Origin of the sequence: Rhizobium acaciae, from assembly GCF_025941625.1 — a bacterium.
Taxonomy (GTDB): Bacteria; Pseudomonadota; Alphaproteobacteria; order Rhizobiales; family Rhizobiaceae; genus Rhizobium; species Rhizobium acaciae.
Window position 1 is genome coordinate 325,730 of record NZ_JAPCZO010000003.1, and the last position, 20,082, is coordinate 345,811.

At 61.2% G+C, this 20,082-nt stretch carries 19 protein-coding genes, 1 tRNA gene and 1 pseudogene; 7 read left to right on the top strand and 14 right to left on the bottom strand.

The annotated features are described in order from the left end of the window. Positions 1-51: 51 nt before the first annotated feature. Complete coding sequence (gene mnmA / locus OLZ32_RS07340) at positions 52-1,251, top strand: tRNA 2-thiouridine(34) synthase MnmA (protein WP_003542692.1); 1,200 nt, start codon at positions 52-54, stop codon at positions 1,249-1,251. A 135-nt stretch (positions 1,252-1,386) separates the two neighbouring features. Beyond that, positions 1,387-1,463: transfer RNA gene (locus OLZ32_RS07345), tRNA-Met, on the top strand. 447 nt (positions 1,464-1,910) lie between these two features. Here the strand turns inward: OLZ32_RS07345 and OLZ32_RS07350 are convergent. The 7 genes from OLZ32_RS07350 to pobA form a co-directional block, all read right to left on the bottom strand. Continuing rightward, entirely contained in the window at positions 1,911-2,741 is an 831-nt protein-coding gene (locus tag OLZ32_RS07350; protein ID WP_406647668.1) for a VCBS domain-containing protein, read from the bottom strand. 408 nt (positions 2,742-3,149) lie between these two features. Beyond that, complete coding sequence (locus tag OLZ32_RS07355; protein WP_264398391.1) at positions 3,150-3,866, bottom strand: ABC transporter ATP-binding protein; 717 nt, start codon at positions 3,864-3,866, stop codon at positions 3,150-3,152. Further along, positions 3,847-4,611 carry an ABC transporter ATP-binding protein gene (locus OLZ32_RS07360; RefSeq protein WP_017989336.1) on the bottom strand — a complete coding sequence of 255 codons (765 nt, stop codon included), beginning with the start codon at positions 4,609-4,611 and terminating at the stop codon, positions 3,847-3,849. The genes OLZ32_RS07355 and OLZ32_RS07360 overlap by 20 nt, the downstream gene beginning before the upstream one ends. Beyond that, positions 4,611-5,612 (bottom strand): branched-chain amino acid ABC transporter permease, encoded by a 1,002-nt coding sequence (locus tag OLZ32_RS07365; protein WP_264420375.1) that lies wholly within the window; start codon positions 5,610-5,612, stop codon positions 4,611-4,613. Before OLZ32_RS07365 ends, OLZ32_RS07360 begins: the two co-directional genes overlap by 1 nt. Before the next feature lies 1 nt (position 5,613). Further along, on the bottom strand, positions 5,614-6,477 hold the full coding sequence (locus OLZ32_RS07370; protein WP_264420377.1) for a branched-chain amino acid ABC transporter permease: 864 nt from the start codon (positions 6,475-6,477) through the stop codon (positions 5,614-5,616). Positions 6,478-6,552: 75 nt separating this feature from the next. After that, positions 6,553-7,725 carry an ABC transporter substrate-binding protein gene (locus OLZ32_RS07375; protein ID WP_003542677.1) on the bottom strand — a complete coding sequence of 391 codons (1,173 nt, stop codon included), beginning with the start codon at positions 7,723-7,725 and terminating at the stop codon, positions 6,553-6,555. A gap of 209 nt (positions 7,726-7,934) precedes the next feature. After that, on the bottom strand, positions 7,935-9,107 hold the full coding sequence (gene pobA, locus OLZ32_RS07380; protein ID WP_264420379.1) for a 4-hydroxybenzoate 3-monooxygenase: 1,173 nt from the start codon (positions 9,105-9,107) through the stop codon (positions 7,935-7,937). 117 nt (positions 9,108-9,224) lie between these two features. Between pobA and OLZ32_RS07385 the strand changes: the two genes are divergently transcribed. After that, on the top strand, positions 9,225-10,115 hold the full coding sequence (locus OLZ32_RS07385) for a helix-turn-helix domain-containing protein (protein ID WP_264420381.1): 891 nt from the start codon (positions 9,225-9,227) through the stop codon (positions 10,113-10,115). A 22-nt stretch (positions 10,116-10,137) separates the two neighbouring features. On the opposite strand, the gene OLZ32_RS07390 is transcribed toward OLZ32_RS07385, so the two are convergent. From OLZ32_RS07390 to OLZ32_RS07400, 3 genes are all read right to left on the bottom strand, one after another. Continuing rightward, positions 10,138-10,446: a hypothetical protein gene (locus OLZ32_RS07390; RefSeq protein ID WP_017989330.1), complete on the bottom strand. Its 309-nt coding sequence runs from the start codon at positions 10,444-10,446 to the stop codon at positions 10,138-10,140. A gap of 49 nt (positions 10,447-10,495) precedes the next feature. Further along, entirely contained in the window at positions 10,496-12,880 is a 2,385-nt protein-coding gene (locus tag OLZ32_RS07395) for a phosphoketolase family protein (protein WP_017989329.1), read from the bottom strand. A 71-nt stretch (positions 12,881-12,951) separates the two neighbouring features. Continuing rightward, positions 12,952-14,130, bottom strand: a complete 1,179-nt coding sequence (locus OLZ32_RS07400; RefSeq protein WP_017989328.1) for an acetate/propionate family kinase — start codon at positions 14,128-14,130, stop codon at positions 12,952-12,954. A 182-nt stretch (positions 14,131-14,312) separates the two neighbouring features. Between OLZ32_RS07400 and OLZ32_RS07405 the strand changes: the two are divergent. Beyond that, positions 14,313-14,764: pseudogene (locus OLZ32_RS07405) on the top strand (inorganic phosphate transporter); the annotation flags it as partial. A 70-nt stretch (positions 14,765-14,834) separates the two neighbouring features. Here the strand turns inward: OLZ32_RS07405 and OLZ32_RS07410 are convergent. Together OLZ32_RS07410 and OLZ32_RS07415 are read right to left on the bottom strand one after the other, a co-directional pair. Next, positions 14,835-16,406: a putative bifunctional diguanylate cyclase/phosphodiesterase gene (locus tag OLZ32_RS07410; RefSeq protein ID WP_003542667.1), complete on the bottom strand. Its 1,572-nt coding sequence runs from the start codon at positions 16,404-16,406 to the stop codon at positions 14,835-14,837. Positions 16,407-16,858: 452 nt separating this feature from the next. Next, positions 16,859-17,413 carry a histidine phosphatase family protein gene (locus OLZ32_RS07415; RefSeq protein WP_003542663.1) on the bottom strand — a complete coding sequence of 185 codons (555 nt, stop codon included), beginning with the start codon at positions 17,411-17,413 and terminating at the stop codon, positions 16,859-16,861. 233 nt (positions 17,414-17,646) lie between these two features. Here OLZ32_RS07415 and OLZ32_RS07420 point away from each other — a divergent pair, with 233 nt between their 5' ends. Further along, positions 17,647-17,856, top strand: a complete 210-nt coding sequence (locus OLZ32_RS07420; RefSeq protein WP_003542661.1) for a CbtB domain-containing protein — start codon at positions 17,647-17,649, stop codon at positions 17,854-17,856. Positions 17,857-17,882: 26 nt separating this feature from the next. Then, complete coding sequence (locus OLZ32_RS07425; RefSeq protein WP_264420386.1) at positions 17,883-18,629, top strand: CbtA family protein; 747 nt, start codon at positions 17,883-17,885, stop codon at positions 18,627-18,629. Here OLZ32_RS07425 and OLZ32_RS07430 read toward each other — a convergent pair. After that, complete coding sequence (locus OLZ32_RS07430) at positions 18,586-18,840, bottom strand: hypothetical protein (protein WP_245272010.1); 255 nt, start codon at positions 18,838-18,840, stop codon at positions 18,586-18,588. The genes OLZ32_RS07425 and OLZ32_RS07430 overlap by 44 nt on opposite strands. Here OLZ32_RS07430 and OLZ32_RS07435 point away from each other — a divergent pair. Beyond that, entirely contained in the window at positions 18,743-19,312 is a 570-nt protein-coding gene (locus tag OLZ32_RS07435; RefSeq protein WP_245272000.1) for a hypothetical protein, read from the top strand. The genes OLZ32_RS07430 and OLZ32_RS07435 overlap by 98 nt on opposite strands. Here the strand turns inward: OLZ32_RS07435 and OLZ32_RS07440 are convergent. Next, a complete protein-coding gene (locus tag OLZ32_RS07440; RefSeq protein WP_003542653.1) occupies positions 19,297-19,959 on the bottom strand; it encodes a sulfite oxidase-like oxidoreductase in 663 nt (220 codons plus the stop codon). The two genes, OLZ32_RS07435 and OLZ32_RS07440, sit on opposite strands and share 16 nt — an antisense overlap. Positions 19,960-20,082: the final 123 nt, after the last annotated feature.

Sequence of the window (20,082 nt, forward strand, 5' to 3'; positions counted from 1 at the left end):
CGCAATTGCAGCGCAAGGGCGGATCGTGACCGCGCAGAATTGGCACCATCGTTGAACACACTGGATTTTGACAAGAAGCCGGAAGAGACCCGCGTCGTCGTCGCCATGTCGGGCGGCGTCGATTCATCCGTCGTCGCCGGCCTTCTCAAACAGCAGGGTTACGATGTGCTCGGCATCACGCTGCAGCTTTACGATCATGGCGCCGCCGTTCACCGGGCCGGCTCTTGCTGCGCCGGCCAGGATATCGACGATGCGCGTCGCGTCTGCGAAACGCTCGGCATTCCGCATTACGTGCTCGATTACGAAAAGCGCTTTCGTGAGACGGTGATCAACCCCTTCGCCGAAAGCTATGTGGCGGGCGAAACGCCGATCCCTTGCGTTTCCTGCAACCAGACCGTCAAATTCGCCGATCTTCTGGCGACCGCCAAGGAGCTTGGCGCCGATGCGCTGGCGACCGGTCACTATATCCGCTCGGGATTGAACCCTTCGCCGGAGAATCCGGGCCGCCGCGCGCTTTTCCGCCCGGCCGATGCCGACCGCGACCAGAGCTATTTCCTCTTCGCGACGACGCAGGAACAGATCGATTATCTCCGCTTCCCCCTAGGCGGCCTGCCGAAGGCCGAAACCCGCAGGCTCGCCGAAGAGATGGGCCTCGTCGTTGCCAAGAAGGCCGACAGCCAGGACATCTGCTTCGTGCCGCAGGGCAAATATTCCGACGTCATCACCAAGCTGAAGCCGAATGCGGCGCTCGCCGGCGAAATCGTCCATCTCGATGGCCGCGTGCTCGGCAGCCATGAGGGCATCCTGCACTTCACGATCGGCCAGCGCCGCGGCATCGGCATCGCCACCGGCGAGCCGCTCTACGTCGTCTTTCTCGACGCCCGCTCGCGCCGCGTCATCGTCGGGCCGAAAGAGGCGCTGGAAACGCACCGCGTCTACCTGCGCGACGTCAACTGGCTGGGCGACGAGACACTTTCGGAAGCAGCCGCCGGCAAGGGCTTTGCCTGCTACGCCAAGGTCCGCTCGACGAGGGCGCCGGCGCCCGCCGTGCTGCATGTCGATGCAACCGGTACCTATGTCGACCTGACGGTCGGCGAGGCGGGCATCGCGCCCGGCCAGGCCTGCGCGCTTTATTCGGCGCCCGGCGACAACGCCCGCGTCTTCGGTGGCGGCTTCATCGAGCGCTCCGAGCGCGAACCTTCGGCGGAAGCCTGCCTGAAGGCCCTTCTGGCCAGCCCCGTCGCCGCCTGAAACCCATCGGAAACGGGAGGCGGCAAAGCCCACCGTTTTTCTCGATCATGCGCTTGACACAAAGCCGAAGCGCACCTTATAAGCCGCTCATCCCACGAACCGGCATCGCTTCGCGAGCGGGTATCGTTGACCAGTGGCGGAGTAGCTCAGTAGGTCAGAGCAGAGGAATCATAATCCTTGTGTCGGGGGTTCAAATCCCTCCTCCGCTACCATCTCGTTATTGCAGAATTAGCGATTTTTGCGGCTCGATTTTGAGCCGGTTCCGAAGTCTCTGCTAGCAGATTGGTAGCAGCGCCAAACGTGGCGGCGAGGGGGCAAAACCAATTTGGCCCCTGATCTGCATCATTTCCACCAATGCCGAGGACAGGCCTATCTGTAGAGCGTCAAAAGCAATACAGGCATCTTCGTCGCCCAAAGGTGGGATGCGACGGCGATAATAATAGCCCATACGGCAAGCGAAAACATGACCGCCGCTAACCTCATCCCGACTGGCTGCATCATTTCCTCCATCCCAGCATCACGGTGCCTCCTCAGACGAATTTCATGCTAGCAAGACGCAGGCCCGTCAGCTATCGCAAGAAATTGCTATGAGATCGGCACTGCAGAGCGCGCTCGGAAAACTGCAAGATTTCGGCGATGCGACGCCCTTTCATTCCCCGTCAAACGAGGAAATGAAAGTTGTCGTATTTCGCACCATAATAATCCGGTCCGCTCGTTTCCGTGATGATCGGGTTGGTGTCGAGCAGGAGATAGTCGATGTCGCCATAGGCGCTGAGATCGATCAGTTGGGGGGCTTCCATGCTGTCGGCGGTCACGGTGACCGTGGTCGAGAAGACGATATTGCCGTTCAACTGGCCTTCGATCGTCAGAACGTTGTCATAGTCGGACGTGCCGTTGGCAACCTCGAATTGCTCGATCTGAAAGGGTCCGCCATCGGCCGAATAGATCGGCGTCCAAAATACGCCGCCCGAAAGATGGTGATTGCCGTCGGCGCCCTCCTGCACCGTTGCATCGTCTCCGTCCCGCCAGGCGCCCCAATCGAAGCCTTTGTAGCCAGTTGGGAAGTCACTTTGGCCAACATCCTCGAAGTTGGCGAACACATCGCCGCGTTCCGGCAGATCTATTGCAATACTGAACGCGCCGACATCGGTGGCGCCTTTGCCGTCTGATATCTTGAAGGTGAATTTTTCGACCAGCTCATCTCCCGGTCCGAGCGCTACGACCACCGGGTTGGAGTGATCGACCGCATAGGTGTAGCTGCCGTCGGAGTAAACGGTGAGCGTACCATACTCTCCTTCGATCGTCGTGCTTGTGGCCGGGGATCCATTGGCCGGCTGCGGAATGCGTTGTCCATTCACGAAATTGAGGCGTACCGCATCTCCGTCGACATCGGTGGAACTGGTATTTTCGAGAATGTCGCCGCTGATCGGGTCGTTGATATCGAAAACAGGCAAGTATACGTCACCTGCGACCGGCTTGTGGTTTGCCATTTCTGCCTCCCGTGTGATGTTCAATTCGACTGTGCAACCTTATCGGGTATCTGGCAACCGCAATTGATGGAGCGCCAGAGCAATTCCACCCGTCAATCCAACAGATTTCGATCGGTTACACCTCAGGCATTCAAGTAAAGAGAGCGGCTCGAATGCCGATCCTGTTTATGAAGCCAGGATTTTACGTCTTGTCTTACGCTGCTGCCGCTTCATCGATCATGGTGTTTCTCGCGTTTTCAGGCGATCCATCAGCTCGTCCAGCGGAAAACTTTCAAGCAGGATAATAATGACAGGCCAATGATGACGTCGTCATGACGATATACTGCATGAATCGCTCGGCGTGCCAGGAGCAACCTTGAAGGCGGAATGGGGCCGATCGGCAGAGCCCAAACGTCTGCCGACCATCAATCAATGCAGGCCGCCAACCCCGAGCAGGCTTTCGACAGCCTCGTGATCCCTGGTGAGATTTTCCGGCGTTCCGGTCCAGGCCAGTCGTCCTCGTTCGAGAATGACGACCTGATCGGCAAAATCGAGCGCGCTCTGGATGCGCTGTTCGACCAGCAGAATGGTCATGTCTCCCGTCTTGGCGAGGTCGGTAAAGGCGGCCATCAGTTCCTCGCAGATAACGGGCGCAAGGCCCTCCAGCGGTTCGTCGAGCAGCAGGACGGAGGGGCGGCCGAGAATGGTGCGGGCGGTGGAGAGCATCTGCTGCTCGCCGCCGGAAAGCTGGCTGCCGAGGTTGAGGCGGCGCTCCTTTAGGCGCGGGAACATCGCATAGGCTTCCTCCAGCGCCGTCTTCGGTCGCGCCTTCAAGCCGACGAAGAGGTTTTCTTCGACCGTCAGCGTCGGGAAGACGCAGCGTGCCTGCGGCACATATCCGAGGCCCTTGTGCGCGCGTGCAGCGCTCGGTGCCGTCGTGACATCCGAACCGCCGAGGCGGATGCTGCCCTCGTATCGCCTGGTCTGCCCGGCAAGCGTCGCGAGCAGCGTGGTCTTGCCCATGCCATTGCGGCCGAGCACGGCAAGCCGGGCGCCTGCCGGCACGGAGAAGGAAATGCCTTCGAGCACTCTCGTCGGCCCATATCCGGCCGACAGGTTCTCGACCTCAAGCGACAGGGCTGGCATTGGCATAGCTCCCGAGATAGGCCTCGCGCACGCGCGCATCCTTGGTGACGTCTTCCGGCAGGCCATCGAAGATGATCGCGCCGGCGGCAAGAACGATGACGCGTCTGGCAAAACGGAAGACGAGATCCATGTCGTGTTCGATCATCAGCACGGCGAGATCGGCGGGCAGATCGGCCAGCGCCTGCTCGATGCGGCCGGTATCGCTCTGCGGCACCCCGGCTGCCGGCTCGTCGAGCAGCAGCACTTTCGGCTTCAGCGCCAGCGCCACGGCGATCTCGAGAAGCCGCTGCTGGCCATAGGCGATTTCGCTGACCTTGCGATGCATCAGGAAAGCCAGTCCGAGTTTTCCAAGGAGATCCTCGACCTCCGCCATGACATCGGGCATACGCAGGAAATTGCCGAACATGTGCCCGGTCTTTCCATCGCGCTGAAGGACGGCAAGTCCCACATGTTCGGCCGGCGTCATGTCCTGGAAGAGCCGCGTCACCTGAAAGGAGCGGACAAGACCGCGTCTGACCCTGCCGATCGCATCGACCTTCGTCACCACCTCGCCGCCGAGACGAACCTCGCCGGAATCGGGCGATAGATTGCCGGTCACGAGGTTGACGAAGGTGGTCTTGCCGGCGCCGTTCGGGCCGATCAGCGCGATCCGATCGCCAGGCGACATGGTGAGCGAGACATTATTGGTGACGGCCAGGCCGCCGAAGGCTTTCTTGAGATTGGCGACTTCGAAGACCCGGCTCATCAGCGCTGCTCCCTGCGGCGGCTAACGAAGGCTGCGGCCGTGCCATAGAGACCTTTCGGCGCAAAGAGTACGACGGCTATCAGCAGCGCACCGACCATGGTCAGCCAATGGAAGGGATTGGCGGCGGAGACATAGTCCTCGAAGAGCATGAAGATGACAGTGCCGGAAAGCGCTCCGAAGAGAGAACCGGTGCCGCCGAGGACCAGCATGACCAGCGCTTCGGCCGACTGCGTGAAAGACAGACTGTCGAGGCCGACGACCTGTGTCGAAATCGCGTTCAAGGCGCCGCCGACACCGGCAACGGCGCCGGAGATCGCGTACATCCTGATGAGAGCTGCCTTCGGCGAAGCGCCCATGGCGCGGATGCGCAGCGGGTCCTGCTTGATGGCGCGGCAGAGCATGCCGAAGGGCGAGCGGACCAGAACCCTCAGCAGCACGAAGACGATCAGCAGCAGCGCCATTCCGAAGAAGAAGGCGGTGTGACCGTAGAGATCGAATTCGAAGAGGCCGAAGACCGGGTCCGGCGCAATGCCGGAAAGTCCGTCGCTGCCGCCTGTCCAGGACGAGGCCTTGTTGGCGAATTCATGGAAGAGGTTGATCAGCGCAATCGACAGCACCAGCTGCGGCAGCCCATGCGCACGCAGGATGATGGCGCCGCAGAGCAGCCCGGCAACCGCGCCGCCGGCAACGCCGGCCAGCATCATCAGCAGCGGGTCATTGATGCCGTAATGCGCCGACAGGATCCCGGCGGCATAGGCGCCGGAGCCGAAAAGTGCTGCATGGCCGAGCGTTGCGACGCCGCAATAACCGGTCACGAGATCGAGCGACAGGACGAGCAACGCGATCGTGATCATCCGGGTAAGAAGGGCGAGATTATCGGGGAAGGCGAAATAGCCGATCGCGGCAATGGCTATGATGACCGCTAGTCCGATAAGATCGCGGCCGATAAAGCCGCGACGATGCTGGAGACCTTCGGTTTCGTCGTTCATGACAAGCGCCATCTTATTTTGCCCTTCCGGCAAGGCCGCGCGGGAAGACGCAGATGATTGTGATCACGGCGAGATAGAAGAAGAATTCGCCGAATTCCGGCATCAGATACCGCCCTGTCGTATCGATCGCACCCAGCAGCAGGCAGGCGATCAGTGCACCCGGAATGGAGCCCGCGCCGCCGACGGAGACGACGACCAGGAAGGTCACCATGTAGCGTAGCGCGTAATAGGGTTCGACGGGCAGGAGTTCGGCGCCGACCACGCCGCCGAAGGCGGCAAGTCCGACGGCAACGGCAAAGCTCACCGCATAGATGATCTCGGTGCGCACGCCGAGTGCCGCAGCCATTGCCGCATCATCGACGGAGGCGCGCAGCTTGACGCCGAAGCTCGTCCTGTCGATCGTAAACCAGAGGGCGAGCGCCACGGCGAGGCCGCAGAGGATGACGAAAAGCCGGTGAACGGGAATGGTTCGGAAGCCGAGATCGGCTGACCCCTGCAGCGCACCGGCAAGCGGTATGGTCTTCAGCGTCGGCCCCATGACATAATTGGCGATGCCGATGACGCAGAAGGTGATGCCGATGGTCATCAGCACCTGGGTCAGTTCCGGGGCGCCATAGATCCGGCGGTAGAGAAAACGCTCGATCGGAATGGCGACGATGATCGTGATGGCAACGGCGGCGATGACCGCCGCGGCATAACCAAGGCCGAGATCGCGTGCGACATAGGAGGCGATATAGCCGCCGATCATTGCGAAGGCGCCATGGGCCAGGTTGACGACACGCATCAGCCCCATGGTCACCGAAAGGCCGATCGATATCACGAACAGCACCATGCCATAGGCAAGGGCGTCGACGGCTATGCTGAAGACTGTCTGCATGGGAATACCTTGCTTCCAAGCGACGGGCTCGGCCTGATCGCAGGCCAAGCCCGTCACCTGTCTTGACGCTCGATGTTACTTGACGGCGGCCAGACCCGGATCGCCCTGCTTCTCGAAAGTCTGGACCTCCTTGTTGATGTAGGTCCCGTCATCGGCTTTCGTCACTTCGCGCAGATAGATGTTCTGCGTGATGTGACGACTTTCCGGATCGATCGAAACCGGGCCGCGCGGGCTCGTCCAGGCAAGGCCCTTGACCGCATCGACGGCCTTCTCAGCATCCTGCTTGCCGCCCGTCGCCTCGATCATCTTGTAGATGACATGCATGCCGTCATAGGCGCTGACTGAGGGGAAGGAGAGTTCGGCCTTGTTGCCGATCGCTTTGGTTGCCGCCTCGACAAAAGCCTTGTTCTCGGGAGAATCGTGCGACACGGCGTAGTGGAAGGTCGTCTGAATGCCGAGTGCGGCATCGCCGAGCGCCGGCAGATCGGATTCCTGCGTGAGGTCACCCGGCGCGAAGAACTTGATGCCGGCAGCCTTCAGGCCATTGTCGTTGTAAGCCTTGACGAAGCCGAGCGTCGTCGGACCGGACGGCAGGAAGGCGAACACGCCCTCAGCGCCGGAATCCTTGATGCGCTGCATGATCGGGCTGAAATCGTTGGTCGCAAGCGGCATGCGGATCGCCTCGACCACCTGGCCGCCGGCCTTTTCGAAGCCGGCCTTGAAAGCGTTCTCGGCGTCGATGCCGGGGCCGTAATCGCTGACAACGGAAATCACCTTCTTGACGCCGGCGTCGAAGGCGACCTTGGCGATCGGCGTCGAGGTCTGCCAGGTGGTAAACGAGGTGCGGACGACGAGCGGGCTCTTGGTGACGATCGCCGAGGTGGCGGCGTTCATGATGACCATCGGCACATTGCCCTGCTTCAGGATCGGCGTCACCGCCATGGCATCGGGCGTAAAGTAGAAGCCGGCCAGATACTGGACCTTCTCCTTGACGATCAGTTCCTGCGCCAGCGCCTTGGATTGGGCGGGATCGGCCTGCGGCACGTCGCGATAGACGATCTCGACCGTATCGCTGCCGACCGTGTTGCCGTTGACCGCCATATAGGCATCGATGCCGGCCTTGAAGTTCTTGCCCTGCAGCGCGAACGGACCGGAGAACGGCCCGATGACCCCGACTTTGATGGTGTCGGCATAGGCGCTCGTGCCCATGGCGACTGCCGCAATGGCGGCCAGAAATAGTTTCTTCATTCTCTCTCTCCCTTTTTGGCGCACTCCGGCGCCGTATTCGCTAGCCGCTGGAAATTTAGCGCTAACCTCTCATGCGAAATGGTGATGTAAAATGAAATAAATACCGTAATCCATAACTGTACAATTATGATTTTGGCTCGAAGAGCGGAACTATCGGCGGCCGGTTCTACGGTCGAATTCTGGTCGATGGCCCACCTCAGACACTCCTATCAGAATGGCAGTCCCACATAGTTCTCCGCAAGCGCCGTCGAGGCGGCGCGGGAATGGGTGAGATAGTCGAGTTCTGCTTCCTGGATCTTCTGGTCGAAATCCCCGCTATCCGGAAAACGATGCATCATCGTCGTCATCCACCAGGAAAACCGCACGGCTTTCCATACGCGGGCGAGCGCTTTTTGCGAATAGGCGTCGATGCCGCCATCCGATCCCTCGCGGTAATGCTCGATCAGCCCGGAGAAAAGATAATGAACGTCGCTGGCGGCAAGGTTCAGTCCCTTGGCGCCGGTCGGCGGGACGATATGGGCGGCGTCGCCGACCAGGAAAAGCCGGCCGAAACGCATCGGTTCGGCGACGAAGGAGCGCAGCGGCGCGATCGATTTCTCGAAGGACGGCGCGGTCGCCAAGGCCTCGGCGTGATGCACCGGCAGACGCCGTCTCAACTCGTCCCAGAAGCGATCGTCGCTCCACTCCTCGATCTTCTCGTCGAGCGCGCATTGGATGTAGTAGCGGCTGCGGGTCGTCGAGCGCATCGAACAGAGCGCAAAGCCCCTTGGATGGTTGGCGTAGATCAGTTCATGACTGACAGGCGCCACGTCGGCAAGGACCCCCAGCCAGCCGAAGGGATAGACCTTCTCGAAACTCCTGATCGCCCGTTCCGCGACGGCCTTGCGGCTGACGCCGTGAAACCCGTCGCAGCCGGCGATGAAGTCGCAATCGATGCGCTTGGCAACACCATCTTTCACATAGGTGACGAAGGGAGAGTGGCCGTCGAAATCATGCGGCGCGACATCGACGGCATCGTAGATCGACAGGGAGCCGCTCGCTTCACGCCGCTCCATGAGATCGCGCGTCACTTCGGTCTGTCCATAAACCGTCACGCGTCTGCCGCCGGTCAATTCGTGGAGGTCGATGCGATGGTCGCGTCCGTCGAAGGCCAATGAGAAACCGTCATGCGGCAGGCCCTCGGCATGCAGCCGCGTCCCGGCTTTTGCCTGATCCAGCAGCCCGACGGTGCCTTCCTCCAGAACGCCGGCACGAACCCGGCCGAGGATGTAATCCTTGTTCACACGATCGATAATGACATTGTCGATGCCGGCTTCGGTCAGAAGCTGGCCGAGCAGCAGGCCGGAGGGTCCCGAACCGATGATGGCGATCTGAGTTCGCAAATGCTTCCTCCCTGCATTTTTGCGTTTTGCCAGATTCTGCCGTGTCGCGCTTGCCGCAGCAATGGACATCCCGACCGAAAAATTGCACTAATCGAACATTGGTGCGGGAGGAGCCCTATGAGCAGACATGTCCCTACCTACGAACTCTACGGTGAGAATACCGGGCGAAAGCCCGATTTTTGGTTGCATTGCGAAACAATTCGCTCCCGCAGCAGCTTGCATCAATGGGAGATTCGCCCGCACCGTCACGAGAGTTTCTTTCAGATATTATACATTGAAGGCGGTTCGGGCGACGCGATCTTCGGCGAAAAGAGCCATGCCATCCGTCCGCCGGCTATCATCACTGTGCCGCCTGGGCTCAATCACGGCTTTCGTTTTTCACGCGATATCGACGGCCTGGTGATCACCCTGTTGAGATCGCACCTCAGCCATCCGCCCGGCGAGCGAAGCCACCTCGGCGAATGGTTTGCTACGCCGCATCTGACGCCGCTCGATCCCGATAATGCCGAGGCAGCCTATGTCATGCAGACGTTGAAGCGGCTGGGCGACGAATTCGAAAACCGCCGCAGCGGCCGCAACGAGGCCTTGGCCGCCTATGTCGCCTTGGCGCTGCGGCTGACGGCGAGGATCTCCCATGAGGGGAATGCGCACGAGCTTGCGTCAAACGAGAACGAGCGGCGGATGGAAATGCTGAGCGAGCTTATCCAGCAACATTTCCGATCACACAAACCCGCGTCCTTCTACGCCAGGGAGCTTGGGCTTTCCCCGACACATCTCACCCGTATCGTCCGGTCGATGACCGGCAACACGCCGCATGAATTGATCGCCGGCAAACTCGTCGAAGAGGCGAAACGCCAGCTGGTTTTTACGCTGGGCAGCGTTCAGGAGATCGGATTTCGGCTCGGCTTTGCCGATCCCGCCTATTTCTCGCGCTTCTTCGTTAAATACACCGGAGAAACGCCGCGGGTCTGGCGCATGAACGAGAAGGTTCGACTTGAAGGTGTATAGGTCATCCGCAAGGTTGCCCGGTTTACCAGGCTTCGACGCCCTCTTCCGTGTTGCGGGCGCGTTCGCCGGCGCGGGTCTCGTATGCATCTCGTTGCTCAGCTGACTTGACGGTATCGTCTGAGCCATCGCGCTGGGCTTCGGGCGTCATGTAGAAGGCGAGCGCCTTTTCCAGCCGGGCGGCGGTAAGCGTGGCAGCGAAACTTTTCATGTCGTTTCCTCGGTCGACGGCCTTGAAGCTTGCTTGAGACACATAGCCTACGATGCGGTCTTCCAGGAACAGTGCGCCGATGGTTTTCACCAACTTTAGACTTTGCTTGACGATTGTTTCCACCGGATGATCTCCGCCGACCAGTTCCGTGCGATTCCGTTTGGTTTTCGCTTCACGCCGTCGGCCATTTCCAGTTTCGCACCTCCGGCATGTCCTCGCCATATTCACGCACATAGTCGTGATGCTCCGCAAGCTTGCCGCGGAAGGCGGCGAGCGCTTCGCCAGCTTTTTCCTTCAGGCCCGGCACACGCTCGATCGCTTCGATGGCGAGGTGGAAACGGTCGAGTTCGTTGAGGACGGTCATGTCGAAGGGGGTCGTCGTCGTGCCTTCCTCGATGAAGCCGCGGACGTGGATGTTGCGGTGGTTGGTGCGTTTATAGGTCAGGCGGTGAATGAGATAGGGATAGCCGTGATAGGCGAAAATGACAGGCTTGTCGGTGGTGAAGATCGCGTCGAAGGCCTGGTCGGTCAGGCCGTGCGGATGCTGATCCCTGGATTGCAGTGCCAGGAGATCGACGACGTTGACGGTGCGGATCTTCAGTTCCGGAATGGCCTTGCGCAGCAGACCGACGGCGGCAAGCGTCTCCATGGTCGGCACGTCGCCGGCGCAGGCCATGACGAGATCGGGCTGGATGGTGTCGTCCTCGTTGCTCGCCCAGTGCCAGATGCCGATGCCGGCCTCGCAATGTTTCACTGCCTCGTCCATCGACAGCCATTGCGGCTCCGGCTGCTTGCCGGCGACGATGACGTTGATGCGGTCATAGGTGCGCAGGCAATGGTCGCCGACCCAGAGCAGGGTATTGGCATCCGGCGGCAGGTAGATGCGGACGATATCGGCCTTCTTGTTGGCGACGAGGTCGACGAAGCCGGGATCCTGATGGCTGAAGCCGTTGTGGTCCTGACGCCAGACATGCGAGGTCAACAGGTAGTTCAACGACGAGATCGGCTTTCTCCACTCGAGTTCCCGCGTCACCTTCAGCCACTTGGCGTGCTGGTTGAACATGGAATCGATGATGTGGATGAAGGCCTCGTAGCAGGAGAACAGGCCGTGCCGGCCGGTCAGCAGATAGCCTTCCAGCCAGCCCTGGCAGAGATGTTCGCTCAGCACCTCCATGACACGGCCGTCGCGGGAGAGGTGGACATCGTAAGGCTCGATACCCTCCATCCAGACACGGTCGGTGACTTCGAAGACGCTGCCGAGGCGGTTCGATTCCGTCTCGTCGGGGCCGAAGATACGGAAATTGGCGGCCTTCGCGTTGCGCTTCATCGTGTCACGGAGGTAATGGCCGAGGATTTCCGTCGACTGCACCATGGCGCTGCCGCGCTTGCCGATATCGACCGCATAATCGCGGATATCGGGAACATCGAGTTCCCTGCGCAGCAAGCCGCCATTGGCATGCGGATTGGCGCCCATGCGGCGCTCGCCGACTGGGGCTAGCGCCCGCAGTTCGGGTTTCAGCCGGCCGTCGGCACTGAACAGGTCCTCCGGATCATAGCCCCGCATCCAGTCCTCGAGGATCCTGCGATGCCCTTCGTTCTCGCGGCAATTGGAGACCGGCACCTGATGGGCGCGCCAGAAACCTTCGACCTTCTTGCCGTCGACTTCCTTCGGTCCTGTCCAGCCTTTCGGGCTGCGCAGCACGATCATCGGCCAGCGTGGGCAGATATCGGGCGCCTTGCCATTGCGGCCTTCGTCTTGGATTTCGCGAATGCGGTCGAAGACCCTGTCGAAGGTCGTGGCCATCTGCTGGTGCATGTCGCGCGGCTCGTGGCCCTCGACGAAGAAAGGTTCGTAGCCGTAGCCTTCGAAGAGGCTCTGCAAATCCTCATGACTGGCGCGGCCAAGAATGGTCGGATTGGCGATCTTGTAGCCGTTCAGATGCAGGATCGGCAGCACGGCACCGTCACGGGCGGGATTGAGGAATTTGTTGGAATGCCAGCTCGCAGCCAGCGGCCCGGTTTCGGCTTCCCCGTCGCCGATGACGCAGGCAACGATCAGATCGGGATTATCGAAGGCGGCGCCATAGGCATGGACGAGGGCGTAACCGAGTTCGCCGCCCTCATGGATCGAGCCGGGCGTTTCGGGTGCCGCGTGGCTCGGAATGCCGCCGGGGAAGGAGAACTGCCGGAAGAGCTTGCGCATGCCCTCTGCGTCCTCGGAAATATCGGGATAGATCTCGCTGTAGATGCCTTCGAGATAGGTGTTGGCGACCATGCCCGGCCCGCCATGGCCGGGGCCGCACATGTAGATGATATCGAGGTCGCGGGCGCGAATGAGACGGTTCAGATGCGCATAAATGAAGTTGAGGCCGGGTGTCGTGCCCCAATGGCCGAGCAGGCGAGGCTTGATGTGCTCTGGTTTCAGTGGCTCGCGCAGCAGTGGATTGGCCAGCAGATAGATCTGGCCGATGGAGAGATAGTTGGCGGCGCGCCAATAGCGGTCGATGAGGGTGAGTTCGGCATCGGTCAGGGCGGCGGTCGAGACATGCTTTTCCATGGATTTCTCCCGTTCGAAAACTTGTTCAACGTCAATTCTACCGGACGGCGTCGGCCTGTTGTTGATCTGGATCAGCCACTGCCAAGAAGGGACAGCGCCTCCTCGGCGATAACCTGCTCTTCATCGGTCGCAACGACATGAACGAGGATGCGGCTTTCCCGCATGCTGATCGTGAAATCATTGGCGGCATTGGCCTTTTCGTCGATTTCGAGGCCAAGCCAGGACAGTCGCCTGGCCACGCCTGCGCGGATCTCCGGCTGATGCTCGCCGATGCCGGCGGTGAAGACGATGGCGTCAAGGCCATTCAACGTCGCCGCCATGCGGCTGATTTCGCCGGCAATGCGCAGTGTGAAGAGGTTGATCGCCTGGCGCGCCTCCAGCCGTCCATCCTTCAACAGGTCGCGTGTATCGGCGCTGATGCCGGAGACGCCGAGCAGGCCGCAGCGATGATAGAGCAGGTCCTCGATCTCCTCGAAGGACTGTTTCCTCTCACCGGCCAGATGCAGGATGACGCCTGGATCGAGCCAGCCCGGGCGCGTCGCCATCGGGATTCCGTCGAGCGTCGAAAAGCCCATGCTGCAGTCGCGGCTGATGCCCTCATCCAGTGCACAGAGGCTGGCACCGCTGCCGAGATGGGCGACAACCACTTTTGCCGCGCGCGACGCCTTGCGGCGAAGCTCGCCGGCGATGAATTTATAGGACAGGCCGTGGAAGCCGTAGCGCTTGATGCCTTCGTCATGCAGCATGCGGGGAATGGCGAAGCGGCGAACGAGATCGTCCTGCGTGGCATGGAAGGCGGTGTCGAAGGAGGCCGTCTGGGCAAGATGCGGCTTCAGATGCTTGAGCGCGCGGATGAAACGCAGCGCCTGCGGCTGGTGCAGGGGCGCAAGCGGGGTCAGCGCATCGACGGCATCGGTAGCGGCGGCGTCGAGGGTGATCGCTCTCGTGAAGCGGTCGCCGCCATGGACGACACGGTGGCCGGCAGCGCGCGTGGCGGTCATGTCGAAATGATCGGCAAGAAGCGCTAAGGTCTCATCGATGACGCCGTGCAGATCTTCCGTCACCTCGGCCTTCAACGGCATCTCGATTATCTGCGGTCCTTTCGTCAGGTTGAGCGACAGTGGTTCGGCGCGGAAATCGATGACGCCCTTGCCGATACGCCTCGCCTCGGTTCCTTCAGTCGCGAAGATGCCGATCTTGACCGTGGAGGAGCCGGCATTGAAGGTCAGTAGCAGGTCGGTCGATGCCATGTTTTCTAAGACTCCGCGCGCGTGACGATAGCCGAACTTAGTGCCGCGGCTCCTGACGGAAAGGCATTTATTCACCCGCCCGTGCGTTTTGTCACTGCCCAGCCTATCATCTTGTCCGGCCGGCATTGTGACACAGCGTCCTTCATGAATATGCCGAGACGGGCAGCTTGCAACGGTTAATATCTTTGGTCGGCTCGACCATCGGCGTCGGCCTCGCCAATCAGTTCCTGGCGCCGGCAGGCACTGCGACCAGCGGCGTCGACTGGTCGCAGGCGACCAATATCGGCCTGTCGCTTTTGATCTCTCCGCTGATCGGCTTCGGCCTGTCCGTTGTTCCCCTGCTGGTCATGAAGCTCCTGGTGCGCTACAAGGCGCTCTATAGCATCTGATCTATGGTCCGGGCGCGGCAGCCGAAGTCGTGGCGATGGTCACCATCGCTTCGGCAGATCATCTCGGTCTGTCGGTCTCGACCACGCATGTGCTGTCATCAGGCGTTGCCGGCACCATGGCGGCGAACGGTTGCGGCCTGCAATGGTCGACCGTGCGCAACATGCTGATGGCCTGGGTGCTTACGCTGCCGGCCTCGATTGCGATCGCCTTCGTGCTGTTCGTGATCATGCGCCAGGTTTTTTAGAGAAAACTCCCGGCAAAGCGCGAAGCGGTTGTCCTGGAATTGCGTCAAAACAAAAGGTTAGTGCATTCCGTCAGGCCGTGGAGGCCAGACTGGCATTGCGATCGCTGATGAAGATGCCCGCCTCGGCGGCGGGCATCGCCTTGCCGAAGAGATAGCCCTGGCCGATGTCGCAGCCAAGCTGCAGCAGGAAGGCGAGCTGGCCGTGCTCCTCGATGCCTTCGGCCGTCGTCTTGATGTTGAGGCTCCTGCCGAGGCCGAGCATGGCGCGGACGATCTTTTCTTGGCGCTCGTCGTCGCGATAGGTGGCGATGAAGCTTTTGTCGATCTTGATCTTATCGAAACGATAGCGGGCGAGCTGGGCGAGGCTCGAATAGCCTGTGCCGAAATCATCGAGCGCGATCTGGATGCCGGCGGCGTGCAGCTCGTCGAGAATGGCTGCTGCGACAGCGGGATCCTGAATCAGCGCGTTTTCGGTGATCTCCACTTCCAGGCGCTGCGGCGGCAGCCGGCTTGCCGAAAGGACCTTGAGAATGCGCGACGTCAACAATTTGTCTTCCATCTGCACCGGCGAAACGTTGAAGGACAACATCACATGCTCCGGCCATGTGAGGGCGTCGCTGCAGGCCTGGGTGAGAAGGTCCTCGAACAATGCGGTGATCATGCCGGTTTCCTCGGCGATATCGATGAAGACCGGCGGCGGAATATTGACGCCGTCGTCGCCGATCCAACGCGCCAGCGCCTCGAATCCGCAGAGCTGGCCGGTCTTCAGGTCGATGAGCGGCTGATAGAAGGGCTTGATCGCCTTGTTGGAGATCGCGGCGCGCAGCCTGGTTTCCAGCGCGGCGCGTTCCGTTACCTTATTCTGCATCGAAGGTTCGAAGACGAAATAGTGGTTGGGTCCGCGCGATTTCGCCTCGTACATGGCGAGGTCGGCACGGTGGGCGGCATCTTCCAGCGGCTCGGCTCCCTCGGCCCAGCGGTCATAGCCGACGCTGGCGCCGACTTCGACGGCAAAGCCATCGATATGGATCGGTCGGGTGACGGCCTGGATCAGCAGCTTGGCAAAACGCTCCTCGCGCTGCGCCGTCAGGGCGAAGGCGACTATGATAAATTCGTCGCCGCCGAAGCGATAGACGCAATCGGCATTGCCGAGCGCGCAGATGCGTCTGGCGACCTCGATCAACAGGACATCGCCGCCCTTGTGGCCGACGAGATCGTTGACCTTCTTGAAGCCGTCGAGGTCGACGGAGAAGATGGTGACGTTGCGGTCCCACTCCTCGATCTCGGCCTCGTCGTCCTTGATCGGCCGTGAAAGGATCTTGCGCTCGAAGGCGTATCGGTTCGGCAGCTTGGTCAGATGGTCGTGGGTTGCGGTCCAATCGGCCTTTGCCTGGGCGGCGGCGCGCAGTTCCATTTCCTTGCGCAGGTCGGCGATGCGCAGCACCGAATAGATGAAGCTCATGGCGCCGGCGATGCCGAGCGCCAGAACGAGCTTGTCGGCGCCGTACTCGTCGAAACCAGTCATGAAGGCGACCAGGCTGTCGTCGAGCTGCAGCAGCGTGCCGAGAAGCCAGAGGGTCACTCCAGACACCACGATCGATACGCATTGCCGTCCGGCCCTGCTTTGGAAAAACACCGGCATTGCCTTCTCCATCTCCACCTTCGCGGAAATATCACGAAAGTCTGAAATGTTTGTTGAAACCAGAAGGCGAATTATCGGAGGCGGCAGCCTGTTGCTGTGCCGCAGAGAGACCCGTCAGGGCTTGTGGCCAACCAGGGCGTCGTTGTCAGCGCGATCCCCTTGGTTCGGGAGACCGGCCGATGCGGGAAAAGAACGAAGGCGAGCGTGCTAATGCATCGCTCGCCCTTTCTCGTGCTTCAGGCGGTGACGATCAGCAGCGGAACGCTGACGATGAGACCGACCAGAACCGTGACTGTGGCGACACGCATGAAACGCAGTCGTCGCGTGCGCTCGCCACTCCAATCATATGTCATTCTTCCATCTCCTTGGGACAAGGAAGTAGTCCCCGCAAAGCCGGGTTCAACAGAGATGACGCGATTTGCTTGTGCAAAGCTGGATAAGATCAGCAGTTTCTAATGCTGGAAGCGCAGAGACCAGCGCTGTGCGTTGCTGGTCATGCGGATGACGGAAAGCGGCTCGACGTCGCTCAACCAGAAGGAGGAAAGTGGCGCCTGCAGCACATGCACGATCGCTGCCCGGATGACGGCCGCATGGCTGATTGCAATGACGTGGCCGCCGAGGACGGTCTGGCCATCCATCCAGCCGGCGATGCGCGTGCGTAGATCAAGAAGGCTCTCGCCGCCATGCGGGGCTGCTTCCGGATCGCTCATCCAGCCCATGAGGTTCTCCGGCTCTTCGGTCCCGATCGCCGTGATCGACCTGCCGGCCCAGCGGCCGTGGTCGCAGTCGCAAAGCGCCTGATCTATCCGGGCTTCGAGGCGGAGCGCGTCAGCAGTCTGACGGGCGCGCAAGGCGGGGCTCGTGGCAATACGGTCGGCGCGGGTCAGAGCGATCATCCTGCCGGCCTCCTCCACTGCATTGTCCTCCAGCGGTTCGTCGAGCGGGAACAGGGCCTTGCGGCTTGCTGCCGTTGCGCCATGGCAAATCCAGGTGAGGCGCGTGTTCACAGCCGTTCTTGCCTCCCGGAATGCGGCGACAGCGTCCTTCGCCGGCTTGTGAAGTTTCGTTGACAGTCTCTTCGGCGTGCAGATATAACCGTGCTGTTGCGGGTTTGGAAGCCGGTGTAAGTCCGGCGCGGTCGCGCCACTGTGACCAGCGTGTCGAAAGCTCTTCGCGCTGGAAGTCAGACCCTACTGCACAAGCACTCTTTCGACTGAACGCGTCATTCCCGGAGGAATACATGTCTGACACCACTTTCGCGCCCGTGGCAGTACCGGCGCCGATCCCTGTAGGAGAGATCCTGCCCTGGGCGATCTTCGGCGGTCTGCTGATGCTCATCGTCCTCTATTTCGTCGGCACCGAGGAAGGCGCGATGGCGCTGTTCAACGGCATGTATGTGCACGAATTCGTGCATGACGGCCGCCATCTCCTCGGCTTTCCCTGCCACTAAAGCGCTTCGCGATCGGAGTCCCTGACATGGTTGGAAACCTTCTGCTTCGCGGCATGTTCGCGGGCCTGATTGCAGGCATCCTCGTTTTCGCTTTCGCCCATACATTCGGCGAGCCGCTGGTCGATGCGGCGATCGCCTTTGAGGAGGCGAGCGCCCAGGCGGCCGGCGAGGCTGCCGAACCTGAAATCGTCAGCCGCGCCACGCAAGCCGGTCTCGGCCTTTTCACCGGCGTCATGGCCTACAGCGTCGCCATCGGCGGGCTCTTCGCGCTCGCTTTCGCTTTCGTGCACGGCCGCTTCAGCAGCCTTTCGCCGCGCGGCACCTCGGCCGTCATCGCCATTGCCGCCTTCGTGGCGGTCGTGCTTGTTCCCAGCATCAAATATCCCGCCACTCCGCCGGCGGTCGGCAATCCCGACACGATCGGCGTCAGGACCGAACTGTTCTTCCTGATGATCGTCGTTTCGCTTGCCGCACTCATTGCCGCGGTGGCGCTGTCACGTCGTCTCTCCGAGCGCTTCGGTCCCTGGAACGGCGCGACCATCGCCGGCATCGCCTATCTCGTCTTCATCGGCCTCGTGCTCTATCTGCTGCCGCCGATCAACGAGGTGCCGGAGAACTTTTCGGCGATGGTGCTCTGGGGCTTCCGCACGACCTCGCTCGGCATGCATGCGATCCTCTGGGCAACGCTCGGCCTCGCCTTCGGGGCGCTGGCGGAAAGGCGGCTTGCCGTTAAGGGCGGGCAGCGCGGCCGGCCGGCAACGGCATTTCACTGAACGCATCGAAGCGCGCCGCTTTGCCGGCGCCCTGAACTTTTCGGGCGATTATGAAAAACGACAGAGCCAGACCACTGCTGTTGACGGCGTTTTCTGCCGTCGCGTTTTTTTGTGTGGTCGCCGGAAGCGCTTTTGCCCATAGCCGCGGCGACGGCGGCAGCCATGCCGGGCTGGATATCCCGGAAATTTCCCATGGCGAGATGGCTGTCATGTCTGACTATCGCGGTCGGATTATCGATCTTGCATCCCGCGCCGTTGATACGAACGAGCCGTTCCGGCGCGTGCTGAACTATGCCGAGATCCAGTATTCCTACTGTCTGTGGGGCCGGATGCCGGGCAGCGTGACCGATGAGGCAAGCCCGTTCAACGAATGCGCCCATGCCTATCTCGCCGCGACCAAGGCGGTCATGCTTTCGATGCGCGAGATGCCGCGGGAGGCTGCTGCGGCGGGTGAAATCATTTCCGCGGTCGACGCCGACATGGTGCGGCGCGGGCTTGCGCTGATCAGCTGCCGGTTCAGCGGCGAAGCCTTCAACACCGCCGATATCGTCAAGCCGCGCTGGAGCGGGATCCCATTCCATGCCGCCAGCATGGCGTCGCTGACGGGGCTTACCTCTCTGTTCGGCCTTGGCGTGTTTGCGCTTCGCCGTTTCTCGCGGCCGAAAGTTCAGTCGTCGGAATAGCGCTGCTCGCGCCACGGATCGCCATAGATGTGGTAGCCGTTCTTTTCCCAGAAGCCGGCCTGATCGGCAGGCATCAGCTCGATGCGGCGCAGCCATTTGGCGCTTTTCCAGAAATAGAGATGCGGCACGACGAGGCGCATCGGGCCGCCATGCTCCGGCGTCAGCGGCAGGCCTTCCCAGGCGGTGGCGAGGATCGCATCCTCGGCGGCGAAGTCGGCGAGCGGCAGGTTCGTGGTATAGCCGTCATAACTCGTCAGCATGACGTAAGCTGCTTCCGGCTTCGGCATGGCAAGGTCAAGCAGATCGCGCGTCGAAACGCCCTTCCATTTGTTGTCGTAGCGCGACCAGGTGGTGACGCAGTGAATATCGCTCACCCCCGTGCTCTGTTCGATCGCCTGGAAGTCGGCCCAGGTGAGGGTGCGCGTCGTTTCGACGAGGCCGCGCACCTCGAGCCGCCAGCTCTCGGTTGAGATGACAGGCTGCTGGCCGAGGTCGAGTACAGGCCAGTTCTTGACAAGGTGCTGGCCGGGCGGCAGGCGCTCGGCTTCGGGACGGCTGATACGGCCGGTCAGGAACTTGCCCTCTGCCGCCCAGCGACGCTTGGATGTGGTGAGTTTGCTATCGGCGGGCGTCTGGTCGTCGCTCATGGGCGGGGCCTCCTTGCAGTGCAGCAATAGGACATCCGCACCTGCCGGGTGTCAAGTTTCGGCTGCCCCTTGGAAATCCCCACCCACCCCTCTAAACTCGGTGCGTTGGGTATGCCTCGCTGG

What these genes read in the sequence shown, in the direction of transcription:
- OLZ32_RS07350 (WP_406647668.1), bottom strand. Translation starts at nt 2,741, where the DNA reads ATGGCAAACCACAAGCCGGTCGCAGGTGACGTATACTTGCCTGTTTTC.
- OLZ32_RS07355 (WP_264398391.1), bottom strand. Translation starts at nt 3,866, where the DNA reads ATGCCAGCCCTGTCGCTTGAGGTCGAGAACCTGTCGGCCGGATATGGG.
- OLZ32_RS07360 (WP_017989336.1), bottom strand. Translation starts at nt 4,611, where the DNA reads ATGAGCCGGGTCTTCGAAGTCGCCAATCTCAAGAAAGCCTTCGGCGGC.
- OLZ32_RS07365 (WP_264420375.1), bottom strand. Translation starts at nt 5,612, where the DNA reads ATGGCGCTTGTCATGAACGACGAAACCGAAGGTCTCCAGCATCGTCGC.
- OLZ32_RS07370 (WP_264420377.1), bottom strand. Translation starts at nt 6,477, where the DNA reads ATGCAGACAGTCTTCAGCATAGCCGTCGACGCCCTTGCCTATGGCATG.
- OLZ32_RS07375 (WP_003542677.1), bottom strand. Translation starts at nt 7,725, where the DNA reads ATGAAGAAACTATTTCTGGCCGCCATTGCGGCAGTCGCCATGGGCACG.
- OLZ32_RS07385 (WP_264420381.1), top strand. Translation starts at nt 9,225, where the DNA reads ATGAGCAGACATGTCCCTACCTACGAACTCTACGGTGAGAATACCGGG.
- OLZ32_RS07395 (WP_017989329.1), bottom strand. Translation starts at nt 12,880, where the DNA reads ATGGAAAAGCATGTCTCGACCGCCGCCCTGACCGATGCCGAACTCACC.
- OLZ32_RS07400 (WP_017989328.1), bottom strand. Translation starts at nt 14,130, where the DNA reads ATGGCATCGACCGACCTGCTACTGACCTTCAATGCCGGCTCCTCCACG.
- OLZ32_RS07410 (WP_003542667.1), bottom strand. Translation starts at nt 16,406, where the DNA reads ATGCCGGTGTTTTTCCAAAGCAGGGCCGGACGGCAATGCGTATCGATC.
- OLZ32_RS07420 (WP_003542661.1), top strand. Translation starts at nt 17,647, where the DNA reads ATGTCTGACACCACTTTCGCGCCCGTGGCAGTACCGGCGCCGATCCCT.
- OLZ32_RS07425 (WP_264420386.1), top strand. Translation starts at nt 17,883, where the DNA reads ATGGTTGGAAACCTTCTGCTTCGCGGCATGTTCGCGGGCCTGATTGCA.
- OLZ32_RS07430 (WP_245272010.1), bottom strand. Translation starts at nt 18,840, where the DNA reads ATGACAGCCATCTCGCCATGGGAAATTTCCGGGATATCCAGCCCGGCA.
- OLZ32_RS07440 (WP_003542653.1), bottom strand. Translation starts at nt 19,959, where the DNA reads ATGAGCGACGACCAGACGCCCGCCGATAGCAAACTCACCACATCCAAG.